Origin of the sequence: Phenylobacterium sp., from assembly GCF_030680185.1 — a bacterium.
GTDB lineage: Bacteria > Pseudomonadota > Alphaproteobacteria > Caulobacterales > Caulobacteraceae > Phenylobacterium.
This window is the reverse complement of the sequence record NZ_JAUXVZ010000055.1, coordinates 152,523-171,025: the sequence shown is the minus strand read 5'-3', so window position 1 is coordinate 171,025 and position 18,503 is coordinate 152,523. Positions and strand designations below refer to the sequence as shown.

Annotated in this window: 19 protein-coding genes and 1 tRNA gene; 11 read left to right on the top strand and 9 right to left on the bottom strand. The window is 68.0% G+C overall.

The genetic code is table 11. From position 1 onward, the window contains the following. The first annotated feature begins 243 nt into the window (after positions 1–243). Entirely contained in the window at positions 244–645 is a 402-nt protein-coding gene (locus Q8L83_RS15275; protein WP_305288384.1) for a cytochrome c, read from the top strand. On the opposite strand, the gene Q8L83_RS15270 is transcribed toward Q8L83_RS15275, so the two are convergent. The 3 genes from Q8L83_RS15270 to Q8L83_RS15260 form a co-directional block, all read right to left on the bottom strand. After that, positions 642–3,125, bottom strand: a complete 2,484-nt coding sequence (locus tag Q8L83_RS15270) for a vitamin K epoxide reductase family protein (protein ID WP_305288382.1) — start codon at positions 3,123–3,125, stop codon at positions 642–644. The two genes, Q8L83_RS15275 and Q8L83_RS15270, sit on opposite strands and share 4 nt — an antisense overlap. 35 nt (positions 3,126–3,160) lie before the next feature. Then, on the bottom strand, positions 3,161–3,409 hold the full coding sequence (locus Q8L83_RS15265) for a hypothetical protein (protein ID WP_305288381.1): 249 nt from the start codon (positions 3,407–3,409) through the stop codon (positions 3,161–3,163). Between the two features lie 138 nt (positions 3,410–3,547). Continuing rightward, the gene (locus Q8L83_RS15260) at positions 3,548–3,757 is read right to left on the bottom strand and encodes a cold-shock protein (RefSeq protein ID WP_296562956.1); all 210 of its coding nucleotides are present in this window, start codon (positions 3,755–3,757) and stop codon (positions 3,548–3,550) included. Positions 3,758–4,067: 310 nt separating this feature from the next. On the opposite strand from Q8L83_RS15260, the gene Q8L83_RS15255 reads away from it, so the two are divergent. Further along, a complete protein-coding gene (locus tag Q8L83_RS15255; protein WP_304715857.1) occupies positions 4,068–4,277 on the top strand; it encodes a DUF2188 domain-containing protein in 210 nt (69 codons plus the stop codon). A gap of 42 nt (positions 4,278–4,319) precedes the next feature. Here the strand turns inward: Q8L83_RS15255 and Q8L83_RS15250 are convergent, their stop codons facing one another. Then, positions 4,320–4,643 (bottom strand): hypothetical protein, encoded by a 324-nt coding sequence (locus Q8L83_RS15250; protein ID WP_305288379.1) that lies wholly within the window; start codon positions 4,641–4,643, stop codon positions 4,320–4,322. 196 nt (positions 4,644–4,839) lie between these two features. On the opposite strand from Q8L83_RS15250, the gene Q8L83_RS15245 reads away from it, so the two are divergent. From Q8L83_RS15245 to purU, 3 genes are read left to right on the top strand one after another with little or no spacing between them, the layout of a single operon-like run. Next, positions 4,840–5,349: a cytochrome c gene (locus Q8L83_RS15245; RefSeq protein ID WP_305288377.1), complete on the top strand. Its 510-nt coding sequence runs from the start codon at positions 4,840–4,842 to the stop codon at positions 5,347–5,349. A gap of 1 nt (position 5,350) precedes the next feature. Continuing rightward, positions 5,351–6,013: a cytochrome b/b6 domain-containing protein gene (locus Q8L83_RS15240; RefSeq protein ID WP_305288375.1), complete on the top strand. Its 663-nt coding sequence runs from the start codon at positions 5,351–5,353 to the stop codon at positions 6,011–6,013. Positions 6,014–6,024: 11 nt separating this feature from the next. Beyond that, on the top strand, positions 6,025–6,867 hold the full coding sequence (gene purU / locus Q8L83_RS15235; RefSeq protein WP_305288374.1) for a formyltetrahydrofolate deformylase: 843 nt from the start codon (positions 6,025–6,027) through the stop codon (positions 6,865–6,867). An 8-nt stretch (positions 6,868–6,875) separates the two neighbouring features. Here the strand turns inward: purU and Q8L83_RS15230 are convergent, their stop codons facing one another. Beyond that, positions 6,876–8,030, bottom strand: coding sequence for an acyl-CoA dehydrogenase family protein (locus tag Q8L83_RS15230; protein ID WP_305288372.1), 1,155 nt, complete (start codon positions 8,028–8,030; stop codon positions 6,876–6,878). Between the two features lie 215 nt (positions 8,031–8,245). Here Q8L83_RS15230 and Q8L83_RS15225 point away from each other — a divergent pair, with 215 nt between their 5' ends. Continuing rightward, positions 8,246–10,429: a TonB-dependent siderophore receptor gene (locus Q8L83_RS15225; RefSeq protein WP_305288370.1), complete on the top strand. Its 2,184-nt coding sequence runs from the start codon at positions 8,246–8,248 to the stop codon at positions 10,427–10,429. Positions 10,430–10,546: 117 nt separating this feature from the next. Then, positions 10,547–11,392, top strand: a complete 846-nt coding sequence (locus Q8L83_RS15220; protein ID WP_305288368.1) for an ion transporter — start codon at positions 10,547–10,549, stop codon at positions 11,390–11,392. 12 nt (positions 11,393–11,404) lie between these two features. Here Q8L83_RS15220 and Q8L83_RS15215 read toward each other — a convergent pair whose 3' ends face one another. Continuing rightward, a complete protein-coding gene (locus Q8L83_RS15215) occupies positions 11,405–12,949 on the bottom strand; it encodes a tetratricopeptide repeat protein (RefSeq protein ID WP_305288366.1) in 1,545 nt (514 codons plus the stop codon). Positions 12,950–13,080: 131 nt separating this feature from the next. On the opposite strand from Q8L83_RS15215, the gene Q8L83_RS15210 reads away from it, so the two are divergent. Then, on the top strand, positions 13,081–15,153 hold the full coding sequence (locus Q8L83_RS15210; protein WP_305288365.1) for an ATP-binding protein: 2,073 nt from the start codon (positions 13,081–13,083) through the stop codon (positions 15,151–15,153). 10 nt (positions 15,154–15,163) lie between these two features. Here Q8L83_RS15210 and Q8L83_RS15205 read toward each other — a convergent pair whose 3' ends face one another. Continuing rightward, positions 15,164–15,520 carry an Hpt domain-containing protein gene (locus Q8L83_RS15205; protein WP_305288363.1) on the bottom strand — a complete coding sequence of 119 codons (357 nt, stop codon included), beginning with the start codon at positions 15,518–15,520 and terminating at the stop codon, positions 15,164–15,166. A gap of 90 nt (positions 15,521–15,610) precedes the next feature. On the opposite strand from Q8L83_RS15205, the gene Q8L83_RS15200 reads away from it, so the two are divergent. Further along, positions 15,611–15,686, top strand: a tRNA-Lys gene (locus Q8L83_RS15200). A gap of 67 nt (positions 15,687–15,753) precedes the next feature. Here Q8L83_RS15200 and Q8L83_RS15195 read toward each other — a convergent pair. Further along, entirely contained in the window at positions 15,754–16,095 is a 342-nt protein-coding gene (locus tag Q8L83_RS15195; RefSeq protein ID WP_305288361.1) for a chorismate mutase, read from the bottom strand. A 51-nt stretch (positions 16,096–16,146) separates the two neighbouring features. Beyond that, positions 16,147–17,115 carry a transcriptional regulator GcvA gene (gcvA, locus tag Q8L83_RS15190; RefSeq protein ID WP_305288359.1) on the bottom strand — a complete coding sequence of 323 codons (969 nt, stop codon included), beginning with the start codon at positions 17,113–17,115 and terminating at the stop codon, positions 16,147–16,149. A 173-nt stretch (positions 17,116–17,288) separates the two neighbouring features. Here gcvA and cobA point away from each other — a divergent pair, with 173 nt between their 5' ends. Together cobA and Q8L83_RS15180 are read left to right on the top strand one after the other, a co-directional pair. Then, positions 17,289–18,134 carry a uroporphyrinogen-III C-methyltransferase gene (gene cobA / locus Q8L83_RS15185; RefSeq protein ID WP_305288358.1) on the top strand — a complete coding sequence of 282 codons (846 nt, stop codon included), beginning with the start codon at positions 17,289–17,291 and terminating at the stop codon, positions 18,132–18,134. Between the two features lies 1 nt (position 18,135). After that, positions 18,136–18,495, top strand: a complete 360-nt coding sequence (locus Q8L83_RS15180; RefSeq protein WP_304715814.1) for a DUF2849 domain-containing protein — start codon at positions 18,136–18,138, stop codon at positions 18,493–18,495. Positions 18,496–18,503 lie beyond the last annotated feature (8 nt).

Sequence of the window (18,503 nt, the reverse complement as noted above, 5' to 3'; positions counted from 1 at the left end):
CGCAGGTTGGACCAGGTGCTGACGCCCAGCAGGGTGACGCCGAAGGCGCCGAACGTGGCCAGAACCAGGGCCAGGTAGAGGTCGTGGACAGACATGGGTTGCTCCTCTCGTCTTGTGAGGCGGAGGATCAACGCGAACGGGCGGGGCGAAAATTCCGGTCGGGCGCCTAGGTAGGACTACGGAGGCGCGAGGGGGCTGAAGATCGGCTAGGCTCGGATCAGCGTCACGCGAGAGGCCTTTCCGATGCGCCATGTCCTGATGGTCCTGATCCTGACGGCGGCGCTGAGCGCGTGCGCTTCGGTGGATAGACCCACGCCGGTCCCCTTGAGCCCCGCGGCCGAACGGGGACAGCAGTTCGTCCTGCGCGCCTGCGCCGGCTGCCACGCGGTGGCGAGCGGCGGCGCCAGCCCCAACGCCGTCGCGCCCGCCTTCGCCAGCATCAGAATGCGTCATACGGCGATCAGCCTGGAGCGCAGCCTGGCTGAGATCGCCCGGGAAGGGCATGGCGAGATGCCGCCCATCTATATGACCAGCGCCGAAATGGCCGACATCGTCGCCTATATCGAGTCGGTGGAGCCCGCGGCCGAAGCCCCGCCGTCTCGCGGCTCTGGTCCCCGGTATGCGGCTGTGGATACACGCCGCTAGACGATCCGGCGGCTCCATCGGCCATAGCGCGCCATGATCGGTCCCCGCGGAATGGCCAGGGCGATCAGCGCCAGGCCGCACACCAGGCTGGCGATGGTCTGGCCGTTCGAGCCATCGAAGGTGAACGGCGTCACCAGCAGGGCGACCCCCAGCAGCGGCAGGGCCAGACGCGCGGTCCGCGTCACCTCGGCCGCCGCGATGGCGACCGTCGTCACCACGAGGGCGCCGATCAGATGGTCGGCGTCGGCCATGGCGCCGCTGGCCTCGAGCGTCAGGCGGGTGAACATCAGCCAGACGCCGATCAGGGCGGCCAGGGCGAGGTTCCAGGGCAGACTCACGCCGCCCTGCACCATGTCCTTGGCGATCGCGCCGAAGGGGCGGGCCAGTTCATCGACCGGGGGCTCGGCCGGGCCGTCATCGGTGTCGCCGCGGAGCAGGGTGCGCAGGATCGGATGACCCGCCCGCTTGCGTCGGGCCAGGAACTGCAGGCTCGCGATCAATTCGTCCATGGCGTAGGGCACCTGAAGCAGCATGGCCGCCGCGCCGATCAGGCACAGGGTGCACCAGGTCCCGATGACGATCGGCTGGATGATGATGAAGCCGACCGACACCACGCCTAAGGGCACGATCATCAGGCCGAAGGCGATCACCAGCCAGGGCATGGTGCGCCAACGGCGGCGCGAGCCGATGATCCCGGTGACGATCTCCAGCGCGTAGACCAGCGCGCCGATGGCGGCGTCGGGGATAGGCCAGGCTCTTGAGACCTCCGAGGTGATGATCTCCTCGGTGCCGTTCTTGGGTCCGGGCCCGCCCTCGAAGAACGGCTCCCAGACGGAGTCGATGTGTCCAAGCTGGTAGGCGGCCAGGGACAACGAAAAGAACAGGCCGAACATGGCCAGACCGATGATCGGCAGCCGCTGGGCCCAGTCGGACGGATTGTAGGTCCAGCCCGGTGGCGTCGTCGGGCCATCGAGCTCAGCCACCGGCGAGACGCCGGGGTCGGGGCGGACACTCATGGCCAGGCCCATGGCCAGGCCGCCGACGAGCAAGGCGTTGAGGAAGGCGGCCCCCGACGGCGTCCAGAACAGCATGGGGGCGAAGACGATCCAGCCCCCGACGGCTGCAGCGCCAAAACGCGCCAGCCAGAACCGTGCGCTCAAGGACAGGCCGCCCAGGACGACAAGGGCGAGCCCCGAAATCACCTGGCTGGCGAGCAGCCGGTTGTCGCCGACGCCCAGCAGCGGAGAGACGCCGATCAGCCAGGCGCCCAGGGCCATGACGGTCAGGTGAGCCCAGCGGCTGGCGCCGTGGGCCGCCTGAACCTCGTCCTCATGGGTCCGACGCACAGCCTCGGGATCGAGCCCCTCCGCCGCGGCGTCGTCGATCCACGGCGGGACGGGAACGCCGTGAGCCTCATGCCAGGCCTTGGGGTCACGCTTCAGGTCATCGACCATGGCCGGCAAAACGTCGGTCAGGCGGTGGCGCGGCGTCCAGCCCAGCCAGTCTCGCGCCCGGCTGATGTCCAGGGCGTAGTGGTCGTCGGCCATCAGCACCATGAAGGGGCGAATGAAGGGCTTCTCCCCCTGGTCGAGGGCGTCGGGGATGATGGGTTCCAGCTTTTCCTGCGCCCATGCGCCCACCGCGGCGATGGGTTTGGGCGCCTGCAAGGTCAGCCAGTCTTCGCCGTGGATCAGTTGACCGACCTGATCCTGGATCTCCTGGTAGGAGAGGGCGTCGGGCTCGCCGACCAGAATGGCGGCGTCGCCGGGCAGATCGCCCCGGCGGTCGACGGTGCGCACGACGGCCTCGACCATGTCGTCCTTGTGCACCATCGCCTGACCGACATCGGTGTCGCCGGAATAGAGGTGGCTTTCGAAGTCCTTGGCGTAGATGCGCGCGATCTGCTGCGACAGGGTGGGGACAGCGCTCGCCTCGTCATAGACGCCGGCGAGGCGCAGCAGCACATAAGGGATGCGGCCATGGGCCTTGGCGACAGCGGCCTCGGCGGCGGCCTTGGACTGGGGGTAGATCCATCGGGGGTCGAGGGGTTGGCTTTCGTCGATCACTTCGCCCGGGCGAACGGGCTCGTGCACCAGCATGGTGCTCGCATACACGAACTGCTCGACCTCGAACCCTTGCAGGGCCTGAAGGAGGAGGCGCGTCCCCTCGACATTCAGCTTCTCGTAAAGCGGATGGTCTTCGCCGCTGAAGTCGAAATAGGCCGCCAGATGGATCACGCTGGCCAGGCGACCCCCAAACCTCTGTCGCACCTCTTCCAACGCCTGGGTGATCGATTCCGCGTCCGTGAGGTCGGCCTCGATCAGGGGGAAGGTGTCGCTATCGCCCTTGAGGTCGAGGCCCACCACTTCGTAGGCGCCGGACAGGCCGCTCGCCAGGGCTGCGCCAAGGTTGCCGCCGGCCCCGGTGATCAGGACAACGGGCTTTGATGGCCGCTCTTGGGCCTGGGGAGCGTCGATCATAAGGGCCTAACCCGCCCTGAGGGATGGGGTTCCGGCTAAGCTCGGCCCGTATCGTTTTCGCCGGAATGATGCTCCGGGCGTCCCTTGGCGGCCTCGGCCTGCGAAAACACCTCTTCCTGGCCGTCATCCAGGCCAGCCCGTGTCCGAGCTTCGTCGGCCTCAGCCTGCCCCAGCACAAGACGGAGGGCTTCCGCCTCGCTCCGCGCGTCCACCACCGCCCGGCGGAGGGGCGCTGCGTCCGGCCGTTCGCCGAGCCGAATCTCGATCACCCAAGTCGTCGCCATCTGAGAAGTCCTCGGATCTGTCGTCAGCGGAACGGCTGAGGCCTCGCCAGGCTCCCGAGGCTCCCATGTCGGTCGCAGCCACGAAAAAGGGCCGGCGCTGGCGCCGGCCCTCCGATCGTTCGGTGTTCAGGCGAGGGTTTAGGCCGCCTGGAGATTGGCCGCAGACATCTTGCCGTTGCGGGCGTCGCGCTGCATTTCGAAGCCAAGCTTTTGGCCCTCGTGCAGCGAGGCCATGCCGGCGCGCTCCACGGCTGAAATGTGGACGAAAACGTCGGCGCCGCCGTCATCGGGTTGAATAAAGCCAAAACCTTTTTGGCCGTTGAACCACTTCACGGTTCCAGTGCTCATGTTGATCCCTTTCCGGGTCTAAATATTCACGCGCCCAAGAGGGGTTGCGCGATCAAATCTTCGGAGAGGGTCGAGGAGTCCAGTGGTCCGTACGTAGTTCGTTCGGTGGATTTTAGGCGAGCCAAAACGATATTCGATGGACCTTTATCGCACAAAATTGACTGGAATGGCAAGAATGTTTTCCACAAGGTCCGGACTCTTGGGGAAAATACATATACTGTAGTAAGACAAACTACATGTTCTGGCCGATCGGCCCTCTTCGCGATTGTCGCCCTGTTGAGGCCAAGGCCGGACCTTTCAGGAGCCATTCATGCGCGAAATTCGGGATCGTATCGTCATTACCGTGGCCCGCCATGACGGACTCTGGGCCGTCGAACATGAGGGCGCCTTTTCCGATCACAGCCTGGACAAGGAAGAAGCCAAGGCGGCCGCGAACAAGCGCGCCCGGGCCTCTCAGGACCAGGGCCGCCCTTGCCTCGTGCGGGTGAGCGGCGAGCATGGCTTCTTCGCCACGACGTAACGCCCACCCTGGCGGCCGCTGGAACCGAGCTGGCCTGGCGCCTCAGTTCGGCGGCGGGTTTTCTGCGACGCTCGGGGGCGAAGACATGTCGCTGTGGGCTTCGCTGGGGGCGCCGCCAGGTTCCCCATAGCCGGGCGTCTGGCCGGTGCCGCCGCCCGCGGCGTCTGCGCCAGGCGCTTCAGTCATGGCGCCGCTTTCATTGTCGACCAAACCGGCTGCGCCCTCGCCGGGATAGGTCGGCGCAGCCGCGCCGTCGAGCCGGTCGCCGGCCTGAGTGGTCTCGCCCTGACCGCAGGCGGCCAGCGCCAGCCCCAGGCCAGCGGCGGCCGCAAGGCCGGTGAGGCGGGCGCGATTCATCGATGTCATTCTCAGGTTCTCCCTCTGCATAGCTGGACAATGCGCCCCGCAAGACAGCGGTTCCGATGCCTTTGCGCCCAGGGCTTGGGCGTCGGGTCGAACCGATTGGGCCTTGGGCTGAGCAGCGCTGGCGCTGGACCTGTGCCACACTAGGCTTCAGACTCGATCAAACGCGCGCCTGGCGCGCCCGCCGAGGAGAGAGCCCATGAGCGTCCCGTCGCTTGCCGACCTGACCGTCCGCGCCCGTCTGGGCCTGACCGCCGTGACCCTGGCCTTGCTGGTGGCCGGCTGCGGCCAACAGGCCGGCGAAACCGAGACAGCCGAGGCTTCCGCCCCGCCCATCGTTGTCGAGCGCCAGGAGGGCTACAAGGCCTTGGGCGCCTCGTTCAAGCTCATCAATGACCAGCTGAAGTCGGGGTCGCCGGACATGGCGCAGATCGCCCCGGCCGCCGAGCGCATGCACGACTTGGCCCAGCAGATTCCGAACTGGTTTCCGGCGGGCTCGGGCCCTCAGGACGGGGTCAAGACCGACGCCCTGGAGACCGTCTGGACCAACCCCGAAGGCTTCGCGGCGGCCCAGCAGCGCCTGGTGGGGGCCACGACCGAGCTCCAGCAACTGGCCGCCGCCGGCGATGTCGCAGGCCTCCAGGCCCATGTGAGGGTGGTCGGCGCCAGCTGCGGCGGCTGCCATGACAACTTCCGCGCCGAGCAATAGAATGGCGTCCAGCACGCCGTCGGCGCGGGTGCGGGTGTGGGATCTGCCCACCCGCCTCGTTCACTGGGCCCTGGCCGTCCTGGTCGTGGTCGCCTGGCTGACAGGCGGCGAGCGGATGGATATCCATCGCTATGCCGGCTACGGAATCCTCGGCCTGGTGATCTTCCGCCTCTACTGGGGCGTCGCGGGCGGATCGACGGCCCGGTTCTCCGAGTTCGTGAAGGGGCCGGGGGCGGTCCTCGCCTATGTCCGAGGCTGGCGCGGGGCGCCGGCGAGCTTTGGCCATAACCCGCTCGGCGCGCTCAGCGTGGTGCTGCTCGTCGTCCTGCTGATCTCGCAGGTGGGGCTTGGCCTGTTCGCCGTCGATGTCGATGGCATGGAATCCGGACCTTTGGCCCGCTTCGTCGATTTCGACGCCGGCCGGAAAGCCGCAGACCTGCATGAGTTGAACTTCCGCCTGCTCCAGGCTGCGGTCGCCCTGCATCTGGTGGCCATCGCCGCCTATGCGCTGTTCAAGCGCCGAAACCTGGTGGGACCCATGGTGACGGGGCGCGACGCGACTGCGGGGCTTGAGGGCGAGTTGCGGCCAGCGCCCCTGTGGCGGCTGGCGCTTGGCGTTGTGATCGCGGTCTTGGTGGTGGTGCTGATCGCCCGCGCAGGCTAGTCAGCCGATCCATGATCCTGACCCTTTCCTGCGCCGACCGGCCCGGCATCGTCAGCCGGGTGGCGAGCTTCCTGTTCGACCGCGGCGGCAACATCATCGACGCCCAGCAGTTCGGCGATGTCGAGACCGACCGCTTCTTCATGCGCGTGGTGTTCGAGGCCGGCGAGACGCCGGCTGCGGATCTGCGGGAGGCCTTTGCGCCCATCGGCGCTGAGTTCGCCATGAACTGGACGCTGCGTGATCCGAAGGTGCGGCGAAAGGTGATGATCCTGGCGTCCCAGGCCGACCACTGCCTGTCGGACCTGGTCTGGCGCTGGCGTCGCGGCGAACTGCCGATGGACATCTGCGCGGTGGTGTCGAACCACCCGGCCGACACCTATTCCAGCATCGATCTCAGCGGTCTGCCCTTTCACCACCTGCCGGTGAACCGCGACACCAAGCTGGAGCAGGAGGCCGCGCTCTGGTCGTTGGTCCAATCCACCGGCGCCGAACTTGTGGTGCTCGCCCGCTACATGCAGATCCTGTCCGATGGGCTGGCCTCCAAGCTGGAGGGCCGCTGCATCAACATCCACCACTCCTTCCTGCCGGGCTTCAAGGGCGCACGGCCCTATCATCAGGCCCACGCCCGCGGGGTGAAGGTGATCGGGGCCACCGCCCACTATGTCACCGCCGACCTCGACGAGGGTCCGATCATCGAGCAGGACGTCGAGCGGATCAGCCACCGGGACACGCCCGCCGCCCTGATCCGCAAGGGCCGCGACATCGAGCGCCGGGTCCTGGCTCGCGCCGTGCGCTGGCACCTGGAGGACCGTGTGCTGCTGAACGGCGCCAAGACGGTGGTCTTCACCGACTAGGCTCGCTCTCAGTACGAGCGCGGCAGCCCCAGCACGTGCTCGGCCAGATAGGCCAGGATCAGGTTCGTGGAGATCGGCGCCACCTGATAGAGGCGGGTCTCGCGGAACTTGCGCTCCACGTCGTACTCCTCGGCGAAGCCGAAGCCGCCATGGGTCTGGATGCACATGTCGGCCGCCGCCCACGACGCCTCCGAGGCCAGCAGCTTGGCCATGTTGGCCTCTTCGCCAGCCGGTTCGCCCGCCTCGTAGCGGGCCGCGGCCTCGTAGGTCATCAGTCTGGCCGCACGGACCTGGGCGTAGGCCCGGGCTATGGGGAACTGGACCCCCTGGTTCTGGCCGATGGGGCGGCCAAAAACCACGCGGCTGGTCGCGTAGTCCCGCGCCTTGTCGACGAACCAGCGCCCGTCGCCGATGCACTCGGCGGCGATCAGGATGCGCTCGGCGTTCATGCCGTCGAGAATGTAGCGGAAGCCCTTGCCCTCTTCGCCGATCAGGCTTGAGGCCGGGATTTCCAGATCATCGAAAAAGAGCTCGGTGGTGGCGTGGTTGAACATGGTGCGGATCGGCTTGATGGTCAGGCCGCGCCCGACCGCCTCGCGCATGTCCAGCAGGAAGACCGACAGGCCTTCGGTCTTCTTGGCCGTCTCCTCCCGCGGGGTGGTGCGGGCCAGCAGGACCATCAGGTCGGAATGCTCGGCCCGGCTGATCCACACCTTCTGGCCGTTGATGAGGTAGGTGTCGCCCGTACGTGTCGCCGTGGTGGTGATCGCGGTGGTGTCGGTGCCGGCGCCCGGTTCGGTGACGCCAAAGGCCTGCAGCCGCACCTCGCCGGTGGCGATCTTCGGCAGCCACTGGGACTTCTGGGCCTCGCTGCCGTGCCGTAGCACGGTGCCCATGGTGTACATCTGGGCGTGGACGGCCGCAGCGTTGCAGCCGCTGGCGTGGATCTCCTCCAGGATGGCGGCGGCCGCCGACAGGCCAAGACCGCTGCCCCCATAGGTCTCGGGGATCAACACGCCGAGCAGGCCGGCCTTGGTCAGAGCCTGAACGAATTCCGTCGGATAGGTCCGTTCCCGGTCCCGCGCCCGCCAGTAGCCACCCGGGAATTCCGCGCAGAGCCGACGCACGGTTTCCAGGATGGGCTGCAGATCCTCGTCGCGCATGACGGCCTCCGTGGCTGAACCCTTCCGGCATAGATCACCGACGCTGGCGGAGGGAAGGGCGCCGCTGCGTCAGTCGCCCCGCCAAACATGTTACTAAGAATCGTTTGCAACTTGTGGCGAGCCGGCCTATCCGCTCCCCGACCGCGCCCCGGGGGGCGCTTCAGTAGGGGATACGATCCGTGCGCAGTTCAATTTCATGCCGGCGAAACTCGGGCGTGCTGCTCCTGGCGCTCCTGGCCAGTTCAGCCCTGGTTGGTCACGCCCAGGCCGCCGATGACGAGGCGGCCACCGTCCGCGGGGTCGTCGTCACCGGCAAGAAGGACGGCTATGCGGTCGAGGCCACGGATTCGGCGGCCAAACTGCCGCTCTCCCTGCGCCAGACGCCGCAGTCGGTGACCGTGATCACCACCGAGCGCATCCAGGACTTCGGCCTGTCCTCCATCGCCAATGTGCTGGAGCAGACCACTGGGATCACGGTTCAGGAAAACGACTCCAACCGGGTCAACTTCACCTCCCGCGGCTTCTCGATCAGCAACTTCCAGCTCGATGGCGCGCCCACCAGCTATTCGTCGGGCAACAGCGTAATGGGCGACACCTCGCTCTATGAGCGCATCGAGGTGATCCGCGGCGCCGCGGGCCTGGTGACCGGCGCGGGCGATCCATCCGCCACCATCAACCTGATCCGCAAGACGCCGACGCGGGACTTCGCCGGCTCGGCCAGCGTGACGGCCGGCAGCTGGTCCCGGGGCCGGGTCGAGGCCGACGTTTCCGGGCCGCTGGTCGCCTCTGGCCGCGTCCGGGGCCGCGTGTCGGCGGCGTTCGAGGACCGGGAGTCGCACATCGACTTCTATGAGGAGAAGAAGACCGTAGCCATGGCCGTGGTCGAGGCCGACCTGACCTCCAGCACCCTTGTGCGGTTGGGCTATGACTATCTGGAGGCGACGCCCCGGGGATCGACCTGGGGGACGGCGCCGCTCTTCTATCGGGACGGCACGCCCACCGATCTGTCGCCAAACTACAGCGTGGCGGCCAACTGGAGCACCTGGGACCGCAACAGCTCCAGCCTCTACGGCGTGATCCAGCAGGACCTGCCCGGCGACTGGTCGCTTCGCCTGACCCTGAACCAGCGCGACAGCGAGTCCACGGCGCTGCTTTACTATGGCTATGGCGGCTATCCCGATCCGGTGGATGGCTCTGGTCTGTTCGTGGCCGACTATTACAACGTCTACCAGGAGGAGGAGACCGGCTTCGACCTCTTCGCCTCAGGACCCTTCCAGCTGTTCGGTCGCCAGCATGAGGCGGTGATCGGGGTCAACGGTTTTGACCGCGAGGCCACGACCCTCAACGACAGGATCGACGCCAGCCGGCGACCCTACGCCATGACCATCCCGGACTTCCGCAACTGGGACGGCCGCATCCCCGAGCCCTATCTGCTGAAGTACGGGACGCCCGCCCAGACCACGACCACGAAGGAGACGGGCATCTATGGCGCGGCGCGGCTCAACCCGTCCGACCGGCTGAAGGTGATCCTGGGTGCGCGCAGCACCCGGTGGGAAACGCAGGTCGACCTGTTCGATCTGGCCGGCGCCTATGTCCGCACAAGCAGCGACTATGCCGACGAGCGCGTCACCCCCTATGTGGGCGTCATCTACGACCTGACCTCGCAGATCTCGGCCTATGCCAGCTATTCGGATCTCTTCAAGCCGCAGAGCAACAAGGACAAGAACAACAACCAGCTGGCCCCGGTCATCGGCGCCAGCTACGAGCTGGGCCTGAAGGGCGAGTTCCTCGACGGCGACCTGCTGGCCTCGACGGTGCTCTTCTACGCCCAACAGGACAACCTGGCCGCCCTGGACGCCTCGGTGCCCGACGGCTTCTTTCTGCCCGACGGCAGTTCGGCCTATGTGGCGGTCAGCGGGGCCGAGACCCGCGGCTTCGAGGCCGAGATCACCGGCAAGGTCAGCGAGCGCTGGAACGTGGTCAGCGGCTATACCTACGCCTATACCGAGGACGCGTCGGGAACGCGGATCAGCACGCTCAGCCCCCGCCACATCGCGCGCCTCTACAGCACCTACGACCTGGGCGGGCCGCTCGAGGGCCTGCGGATCGGCGGCGGGCTGAACTGGCAAAGCGGGATCTACACGCTCGCCACCATCCCCGTGCCCGGCAACACCAGCGCGCCGGGGACGAACCCGCCGACCCTGCGCACCAATGTCGCCCAGGACGCCTATGTGCTGGCCAGTCTGACAGCCCGCTACAAGTTCAACGATCATCTGAGCGCCCAGCTCAATGTCGATAACCTGTTCGACAAGACCTATTACCGCCGCGTCGGCTTCTACAACGGCGGCTTCTTCGGCGAGCCCCGCCGGGTGACGGTGAGCCTGCGGGCTAGCTTCTGAGCCATGTGAAGGCGGCGAGACGGCGGGGCGGCGCCTCTGCGGCCGTCTCGCCTCTGGCGCTCGCACAAGGTTTGCGGCAGATGGCGACGTCTGTCCCAAACCCCATGGAGCCAACCCTTGGACCAGCTCAAGGCGCTGATCACCTCGCCGCGCACCGAGAAGATCATCACGGCCCTGATCGTGCTCAATGCGATCACGCTCGGGCTGGAAACCAGCGCCTGGGCCATGGCCAATTTCGGCCCGGTCCTGATGGTCCTGGACAAGGTGATCCTGGCCGTCTTCGTCGTCGAGATCGTCGCCCGTATCGCGGTCCATCGGCTGGCCTTCTTCAAGGACCCATGGAGCCTGTTCGACTTCGCCATCGTCGCCATTGCGCTGGTTCCGGCCGCCGGCGCCTTCTCGGTGCTGCGGGCCCTGCGCATCCTGCGGGTGCTGCGGATGATCACGCTGGTGCCGTCCTTGCGCCGGGTGGTCGGCGCGCTGATCAGCGCCCTGCCGGGGATGGGCTCGATCATCCTGCTGATGACGTTGATCTTCTATGTGGCCTCGGTGATGGCCACCAAGCTGTTCGCCGCCAGCTTCCCGGAGTGGTTCGGCACGATCCCGGCCTCGGCCTACACCCTGTTCCAGGTGATGACGCTGGAGAGCTGGTCCATGGGCATCGTGCGGCCGGTGATGGAGGTCTATCCCTATGCCTGGGCCTTCTTCGTGCCCTTCATCCTCTGCACCACCTTCACCATGCTGAACCTGTTCATCGGCATCGTGGTCAACGCCATGCAGAGCGAGCACGAGGAAGAGGCCAAGGCTGAGCGGATGCAGATCGAGGAAGACCTCCGCCTGGCCAGTGTGGAGCGCCAGCAGGCCCATGCCGAGGACGCCGCGGACCTCGCCGCCCTGCGCCAGGAGCTCTCCGCCCTGCGTCAGGAAATCGGCGCCCTCAGCGGTCGGCTGACCCAGTCGTGAGCGAATGGCGCCTTACCGGTGCGCCGTCAGCGCTGCCACCAGCTCGGCGGCCTGCGCCATGGCCGGGTCCCATTCGCCGAAAACCCGCGGGGCCACGGGCGAGATCGTGGGATGCCAGGGATAGGACTCCTGTCCCAGGCGCGGCCAGGCGGCGGGCACGCACAGCATGACGGTCGGCGCCCCGCAGGCGCCGGCCAACTGACCCGTGGCGTTGGAGACGCTGACCACCAGATCGAGGGCGGCGCACAGGGCGGCCAGGTCGTCGATGTCGTTCTTCAGGTCCACGCCCGGAGGCTCGAGCAGGGGGCGCCCGCCCAGCGCGGTCAGGGCCTCCAACTCGTCGGGCCGCACGTCGTACTGGATGTTCACCAGCCGGGTTTCGCCGGCCTGGAGCACGGGCTTCCATGAGGCCATCGGCGGATACTGACGCCGCCGGTCCCCAAGCAGATTGCCGCTGCGCCAGGTCAGGCCGACCGCGGGCGGGCCATCCCCCAGCCACCGATGCCAGTGGTCCACCCGCCGGGGATCGGGGACAAGAAAGCCCGGGCGCTCAGGAAAGTCCGCGATCGCGCCGCGAAACCGGCGGGGCAGGGAGGCCAGCGGCGCCCAGAGATCGATGGCCCGGGGATCGGCCAGGTCGCCAGCGCTGCGCCGCACCCGCCCGCTGACCGGCTCGGTCCGGTGGGGAAGAACCACGGCCTGGGGAAAGCTGCGAGCGAAGAGGTCGACGAGGCGCGGCTCCACGGCCAGGGTCAGGCGGCCCTCAGGCCCCAGGGCGTCGAAGACGTCCGGCAGCAGGCTGGCGAACAGCAGCTCGTCGCCCAACCCCTGCTCGGCGAGGACCAGCAGGCGCTTGCCGGCGAGCGGCAGGTTCGGCGTCCAGCGGCGGCCTGGCGCCTCGAACACGACGGGCTTGGGCCGGTGGGGCGACAGCCTGGCCTCATAGCCCTCCCAGCCGGCCGCGAGGTCGCCCCGGGCCAGGGCCAGGGTGGCGGCGGCGAAGGTGATCATGGCGGCGTCTGCGGGCTTGCGGGCGAGCTTGCCGGCCATGATGAAGTCGGTCTGCGCGGTCTCCAGCGCGCCCAGGTCGAACCGGGCGCAGGCGCGGTTATAGGCCGCCGTGGCCAGCCGCGGGTCCAGCCGCAGGGCCTCGTCATAGAAGGTCAGGGCGGTCTCGGTCTGTCCCTGCTGGCTGAGCGTCACGCCGACGCTGTTCCAGAGCCGCGCCTCGGTGGGGTTGGCTTCGATCGCGGCCTGTAGGACGGCGATGGCCTCGTCATAGCGCCCGAGCTCGCGCAAGGCCCGGGCGCGGCCGTCCTGGGCCTGCAGGCTGTCGGGCGCCAGCGCGCAGGCCTGGCGCCACAGCCCTTCGGCCGGCGCCATCATGCCCAGGCGTTCGGCGATCTGGGCGAGGGCGGCCAGAATATCGACGTCATGAGGCGCGGCCGCGAGCGCGCTCTCATAGGCGGTGAGCGCGCCGGTCAGGTCACCCTCGCGCTCCAGACGCGCCGCCCGGGCGCGGAGAGCCGATGGGGAAGGGCGCGGCGGCGAAGGCATGGCGGCATCCTGCCGCGATTCTGGGCCGCCGGACCTGCGATGGCCGCGCACGCCGTCCGTTAGGCTTAAGCTTTGATTGACGGCCTGTGTCATACGGTCGCGCCCTGCCGATCATTCAGAAGGGGGCGGCCTTGTCAGGCATCTCGCGACAGAAGCGCCTGCTCGTCATCGCAGCGACGCTCTGCGTCCTCTATGTCGCCAATCTGTGGCTGACCAATGTGCTGCGTGAGCTGGCCGGGGTCGGGACGATCTGGACCGCCAACGCCTTCGTCATCGCCGCGCTCCTGTTGCTGCCGGCCCGTTGGGCCTGGGCCTGTCTGGGGGCCGGGTTCGTCCTCCAGGTCGCGGTCATTCTCGGCTTTGGCCATCCGCTGTACGCCGCTGTCGGATACGCCGTGCTGAACGTGGTCGAGGCCGCCGCCGTCGCCCACCTGGCCCATCGGTTCAACGCCGTCCGGATCACCACGCCAGGCCGGTTCGCCCGGCTGATCTTTCTAGCGCTGGCGCCGGTGCTGCTCCTGGCGACGCTGCTGCTTGGGGTCGGGGCTTACCTGATCGAGGGGCAGGTCTCCCACGGGATGCTGGTCAACCGGTTCGCAGCCAAGCTGCTGGGCATGGCCATGGTGCTGCCGGCCATCCTCCTGATCTGCCAGAAGCGCCGTGATTCAACCCCGACAGAGCGCCAGGTCGAAGGGCTGGTCGGCGCCTTGGCCGCTGGCGGCCTGATCATCCTGGTGTTCACCCCGCTGGCGCCGATCGCCCTGCTTATCCTGTTTCCCATGGTGACGGTGCTGGGCTTGCGGGCCGGGCCGCAGGCGGTGACCCTGGCCGTCATGCTGGCGGCGGCCATTCTGATGACCGGGGGCCTGTTGGGCAGCCGTGCGGCCGTCCTGGCCGAGGTTCGCAGCCTTGAGGAGCAGGTGTCCCTGTTCCAGGTCTATTTCGGCCTGGTGTTCGCCACCGGCATCCTCACCGCCCTGATGGCCAATCACCAGCAGCGGCTGCGCGAACTGATCCTGCGCCGCTCGGTCAGCCACCAACGCGCCCGGGAAAGGGCCGAAGCCGCCTCCCACGCCAAGTCCGACTTCCTGGCCACCATGAGCCATGAAATCCGCACGCCCCTGAACTCCATCATCGGCTTCGCCGAGATCCTGGAGCGGGATGAGGGCGTCGGCGCCGCGTCGCGCCACCACGTCAATCTGATCCGACGTTCCGGCATCGCCCTGCTGACCGTGGTCAATGACATCCTGGACTTCTCCAAGGTCGAAGCCGGGCGGATTGAGCTCGATCCCAAGCCTGTGGACCTCCGGGTGGTCTGCGAGGACGCCCTGGCGATCGTCGCCGATGCGGCGCGCGGCAAGGGGCTTTCCCTCTCCATGCAGGTGCAGGGCGAAGGGGCGGGGGCCCATGTTTGCGACGACCATCGCCTCTGCCAGGTGCTGCTCAACTATCTGAACAATGCGGTGAAGTTCACCGACGCCGGCGCGGTCACCCTGACGCTGGCGATCACGCCACAGGGCGAGCGTGACCAGGTCCGGATCAGCGTCGAGGACACCGGTGTGGGCATCGCTCCCGAGGCGGCCGCGGTCCTGTTTCAGCGCTTCAGCCAGGTGGATTCCTCTGTCAGCCGGACGCATGGGGGTTCCGGACTGGGCCTGGCGATTTGCAAAGGTTTGATCGAGACCATGGGAGGCCGGGTGGGCGTTTCGTCCGAGCTTGGCGCCGGCTCGACCTTCTGGCTGGAGCTGACCCTCGAACGCGCCCGGGTGGTCCAGGCTCCAGCGGAGCGGGAGGCGACCGCTGTCCCGCTCTCGGCCCACATCCTGTTGGTGGACGATCATCCGATGAACCGCGAGCTCGGCGTGCTGATGCTCAACCTGCTGGGCTGCAGCGTCGATCTGGCCTGTGACGGCCGCGAAGCGATCGAGGCCGCCCGCACCGGCGCCTATGACGCCATTCTCATGGACGTGCATATGCCAGGCGTCGACGGCCTGGCCGCGACCCGGGCCATTCGCGCCCTGGATGGCCCCTCGAGCCGCACGCCCATCATCGCCATGAGCGCCGACGTCATGCCCGAACAGGTCGCCCGCGCCCGCGAGGCTGGCATGGTCGACAGCGTGGGCAAGCCCATCGATCTGGAAACCCTTCAGGCCTGCCTCAACCGCTGGGTGGGTGAAGGGACCCAGACCGAGGTCGCCGCCTGAGCGTCCAGGCTCAGCCGCGGTTGCTGGGCGTCTTCAGGGACTGCAGCATCAACTCGTGGACATAGGCCGCCACATCAGCCAGGGCGAGGTCGAGGGCGTCGCGCACGGCCACAAGACGCCCCTCGCCGGTGACCTCCGCCTCCTCGCAGACCTGGGCCAGATCCCGGGCGCCGATGCCGCGGGCGGTCCCCTTGATGGTGTGGACGGCGTCGCGCCAACCCTCGGCGCCGGGGGTCAGTAGCGGGGCCCAAAGTCCTGCCTGCTGGCGGAACAGTTCCAGCACCTCATGCACCACCACGAGGTCGCCGGCGGCGTAGGATTCCAGATAGGCGAAGTCCACCGCCCCGGTCAGATCACGCCGCGCCATCTTTCTCTCCCACGCCCGCTTGCCAAGGCCCAAAATCTGGCTATGTTCCGCGCCCTCGCCGAGACCCCAGATCACGGGGTCCGACGCGATGGGTGCATAGCTCAGTTGGTAGAGCAGCTGACTCTTAATCAGCGGGTCGTAGGTTCGAATCCTACTGCACCCACCATTATTTCAAAGACTTGGTGGTGAGTTGGGCGCGCAGGGTTTCCTGCGGGCTTCACTGCAGCTGAAGCCTAGGCCAGGGGCTCGCCGTCGGGCTGACGGTTTTTGTCCCACGAGCCGAACTCATAGGCGATGCAGCGGTCCACCAGCGTGCGCCAGACCGGCTCGGCGATGGCTTCGGAGAGGCCGGCCTCCCGGGCGGCGGCGCGCACCTTGGCCACCACATCCTCGATGCGGGCCTCGTCGCGGACCACGCCGCGGTGGGGCTTGATGCGGGCGGCGGCGTCCATGAAGTCCTGGCGCTCGGCCAGCAGCTTGACCAGGGCGCGGTCCAGGGCGTCGACCCCCTGGCGGACCTCGGCCATGGTGGTGCAGTCGGCCGGGGCCTTGTGGTCGTCGATCTCAACTAGCATTCAAAACTCGGCAGCATTCAGCACTCTGGTCGCATGGCGCCGGGGCTATCGCTAGATGCCGGCTCCGTTGTCTATGGCGCGCAGGGCGGCCTCGTGGGCCTCGGCCTCGGCGGTGATCCAGGCGACGAACGCCTTGACCTGCGGCAGCCGGCCCTTGGCCTTGGGATGGACGAGGTAATAGGCGAAGTCCACCGCCGTGGCGATCTGTAATGGCGCCACCAGGCGTCCGGCCTCAAGGTCGGCCTGGGCCAGGGTCCGCTTGGCCAGGGCCACGCCGCGACCATTGACGGCGGCCTCGATCACCAGGCTCGACTGGTTGAACCGTGGCCCGCGCGACCCGTCCACCGTCTTGAGGCCCCGGGCCGCCAGCCACATGGCCCAGTCGGGGCAGGACGCGTCCAGCTCGGCCGAGCCATCGTGCAGCAGGATGTGGTTCACCAGGTCGGCGGGATCATTGAGCGGCGTGCGCGCCAGAAGGTCGGGGCTGGCCACGGCCAGCACCGTCTCGCTCATCAGCGAGGTGACCTCCAGGCCGGGATAGCGGCCCGAGCCGTAGCGGATCGCCAGGTCCACCTCGCCGGCGCTCAGATCCACCAGCTCCATGCCGGCCGACAGCCAGACATCGACCTGGGGATGGGCTTCCTCGAACTTGCCCAGGCGCGGCACCAGCCACTTGGCGGCGAAGGAGGGGGCGGCCGTGATGGTCAGGCGCCGGCCATCGACTGGGGCGGTGAGCAGTGAGGCGGCCTCGGCCAGGCGATCGAAGGCCTCGCGCAGGGCGGGCAGGGCGGTCTGGGCGGCGTCGGTCAGCAGCAGCCCCTTGTGCGTGCGCTTGAACAGCGCGGCGCCCACATAGTCCTCGAGGTTCTGGATCTGCTGGCTCACGGCGCCGGGCGTCACCGAAAGTTCCTCGGCGGCGCGGCTGAAATTCAGGTGACGCGCCGCGGCCTCGAAAGCCCGCAGGGCGTTCAGCGGCGGCAGGCGGCGGCGGTCGCCGGTCCGGTCGGCCTGTCGTTCCATGAGTTTTCCTGAACCCCCGGGCAGAACTCCTTGGGTTGCGAAGTGGGGCGTATTTCCCCAGTTTGCAAGCGTCCGGCGATGTATCGGCCCTTTCGTCGGCGGATGGAAGCGGGGCGGGCCCAGGCCCGCCCCGCCGCCATTCCAGGCCAAGGCGTATTAGAGAAGCTAAACCCATGGCTCCTGGCGAGCGTCAATCGAAGCGAAACGGCCGACTGGTGGTCCTGGATGGCGTTGCGGCGCGTCCGGCTGGCCAGGTCTGGCTGGTGGGCGCGGGTCCCGGCGACCCCGAGCTTCTGACCCTCAAGGCGCTGAAGGCGCTGGAGAGCGCCGATGTGGTGGTCCATGACGGCCTGGTTTCCGACGAAGTCCTCGACGTGGCTCCGGCCGCCGCTCAGCGGATCAGCGTCGCCAAGCGCAAGTCTCGCCACTCCTACGCCCAGGACGAGATCAACAAGATGTTGGTCGCCTTCGCCCTGCAGGGGCTGAGGGTGGTGCGGCTGAAGGGTGGAGACCCCTTCATCTTCGGCCGCGGCGGCGAAGAGCTCGAGGCCTGCCGCGCGGCGGGCGTCGAATGCCTGATCGTGCCCGGCGTCACCGCGGCCCTGGCGGCCGGCGCCGGCGCCGGCGCGCCCCTGACCCATCGCGGCCTGGCCCAGGCGGTGACTTTCGTTACCGGCCATGCGGCCAAGGGCGAGGAGCCCGACCTGGACTGGGAGAGCCTGGCCAAGCCGAACCAGACGGTGGTCATCTACATGGGCGTGTCCACGGCCGCAGGCATCGCCCGCAGGCTGACACAGGCCGGCCGTAACCCCGCCACGCCGGCGCTTATAGTCGAGAACGCCAGCCGGGCCGACGAGCGCCGCATCGTCACCGACCTCTCTGGCCTGGCCGAGGCCGCCGCGGCTCTGAAAGGTCCGGCGCTTCTGATCGTCGGCGAATCGATGGCTCTGGCCCTGTCGGGGGAACCCGGCCTGGTGACACAGATTGAGGCTCGCGCCGTCGAGCTGGGAGGCAAGTGAGATGAAGGCCCTGACCGCCAACCGTCTGATCGACGGCGATGTCGTCTTCTGGAAGGCCGGGAAATGGGTCGAGCGTTTCGCCGACGCCGACCTGTTTGACGACGCTGCGGCCGCCGAGCTCGCCGAGGGCCAGGCCAAGTCGCAACCCACTGTCGTGATCGATCCCTATCTGATCGACCTGATGGAGTCCGACGGCCTGTGGGCGCCGCTCAGCTATCGCGAGCGCATCCGGGCCCTAGGCCCCACGAACCACCCGACCCACGGCAAGCAGGCCGAGGGCGGGGAGATGATCGAGGCGTTGATGCACGCCGACGGCGCCGCGCGCTCCAGCGGTCGCGTCAACCTGATCAAGCGTAAGTAAGGAGGCGC

Coding starts and splice junctions, on each gene's coding strand:
- Q8L83_RS15245 (WP_305288377.1), top strand. CDS start 4,840: ATGAGCGTCCCGTCGCTTGCCGACCTGACCGTCCGCGCCCGTCTGGGC.
- Q8L83_RS15215 (WP_305288366.1), bottom strand. CDS start 12,949: ATGCCTTCGCCGCCGCGCCCTTCCCCATCGGCTCTCCGCGCCCGGGCG.
- Q8L83_RS15265 (WP_305288381.1), bottom strand. CDS start 3,409: ATGGCGACGACTTGGGTGATCGAGATTCGGCTCGGCGAACGGCCGGAC.
- Q8L83_RS15275 (WP_305288384.1), top strand. CDS start 244: ATGCGCCATGTCCTGATGGTCCTGATCCTGACGGCGGCGCTGAGCGCG.
- gcvA (WP_305288359.1), bottom strand. CDS start 17,115: ATGGAACGACAGGCCGACCGGACCGGCGACCGCCGCCGCCTGCCGCCG.
- Q8L83_RS15230 (WP_305288372.1), bottom strand. CDS start 8,030: ATGCGCGACGAGGATCTGCAGCCCATCCTGGAAACCGTGCGTCGGCTC.
- Q8L83_RS15180 (WP_304715814.1), top strand. CDS start 18,136: ATGAAGGCCCTGACCGCCAACCGTCTGATCGACGGCGATGTCGTCTTC.
- Q8L83_RS15255 (WP_304715857.1), top strand. CDS start 4,068: ATGCGCGAAATTCGGGATCGTATCGTCATTACCGTGGCCCGCCATGAC.
- Q8L83_RS15195 (WP_305288361.1), bottom strand. CDS start 16,095: ATGCTAGTTGAGATCGACGACCACAAGGCCCCGGCCGACTGCACCACC.
- Q8L83_RS15270 (WP_305288382.1), bottom strand. CDS start 3,125: ATGATCGACGCTCCCCAGGCCCAAGAGCGGCCATCAAAGCCCGTTGTC.
- cobA (WP_305288358.1), top strand. CDS start 17,289: ATGGCTCCTGGCGAGCGTCAATCGAAGCGAAACGGCCGACTGGTGGTC.
- Q8L83_RS15250 (WP_305288379.1), bottom strand. CDS start 4,643: ATGACATCGATGAATCGCGCCCGCCTCACCGGCCTTGCGGCCGCCGCT.
- purU (WP_305288374.1), top strand. CDS start 6,025: ATGATCCTGACCCTTTCCTGCGCCGACCGGCCCGGCATCGTCAGCCGG.
- Q8L83_RS15240 (WP_305288375.1), top strand. CDS start 5,351: ATGGCGTCCAGCACGCCGTCGGCGCGGGTGCGGGTGTGGGATCTGCCC.
- Q8L83_RS15260 (WP_296562956.1), bottom strand. CDS start 3,757: ATGAGCACTGGAACCGTGAAGTGGTTCAACGGCCAAAAAGGTTTTGGC.
- Q8L83_RS15205 (WP_305288363.1), bottom strand. CDS start 15,520: ATGGCGCGGCGTGATCTGACCGGGGCGGTGGACTTCGCCTATCTGGAA.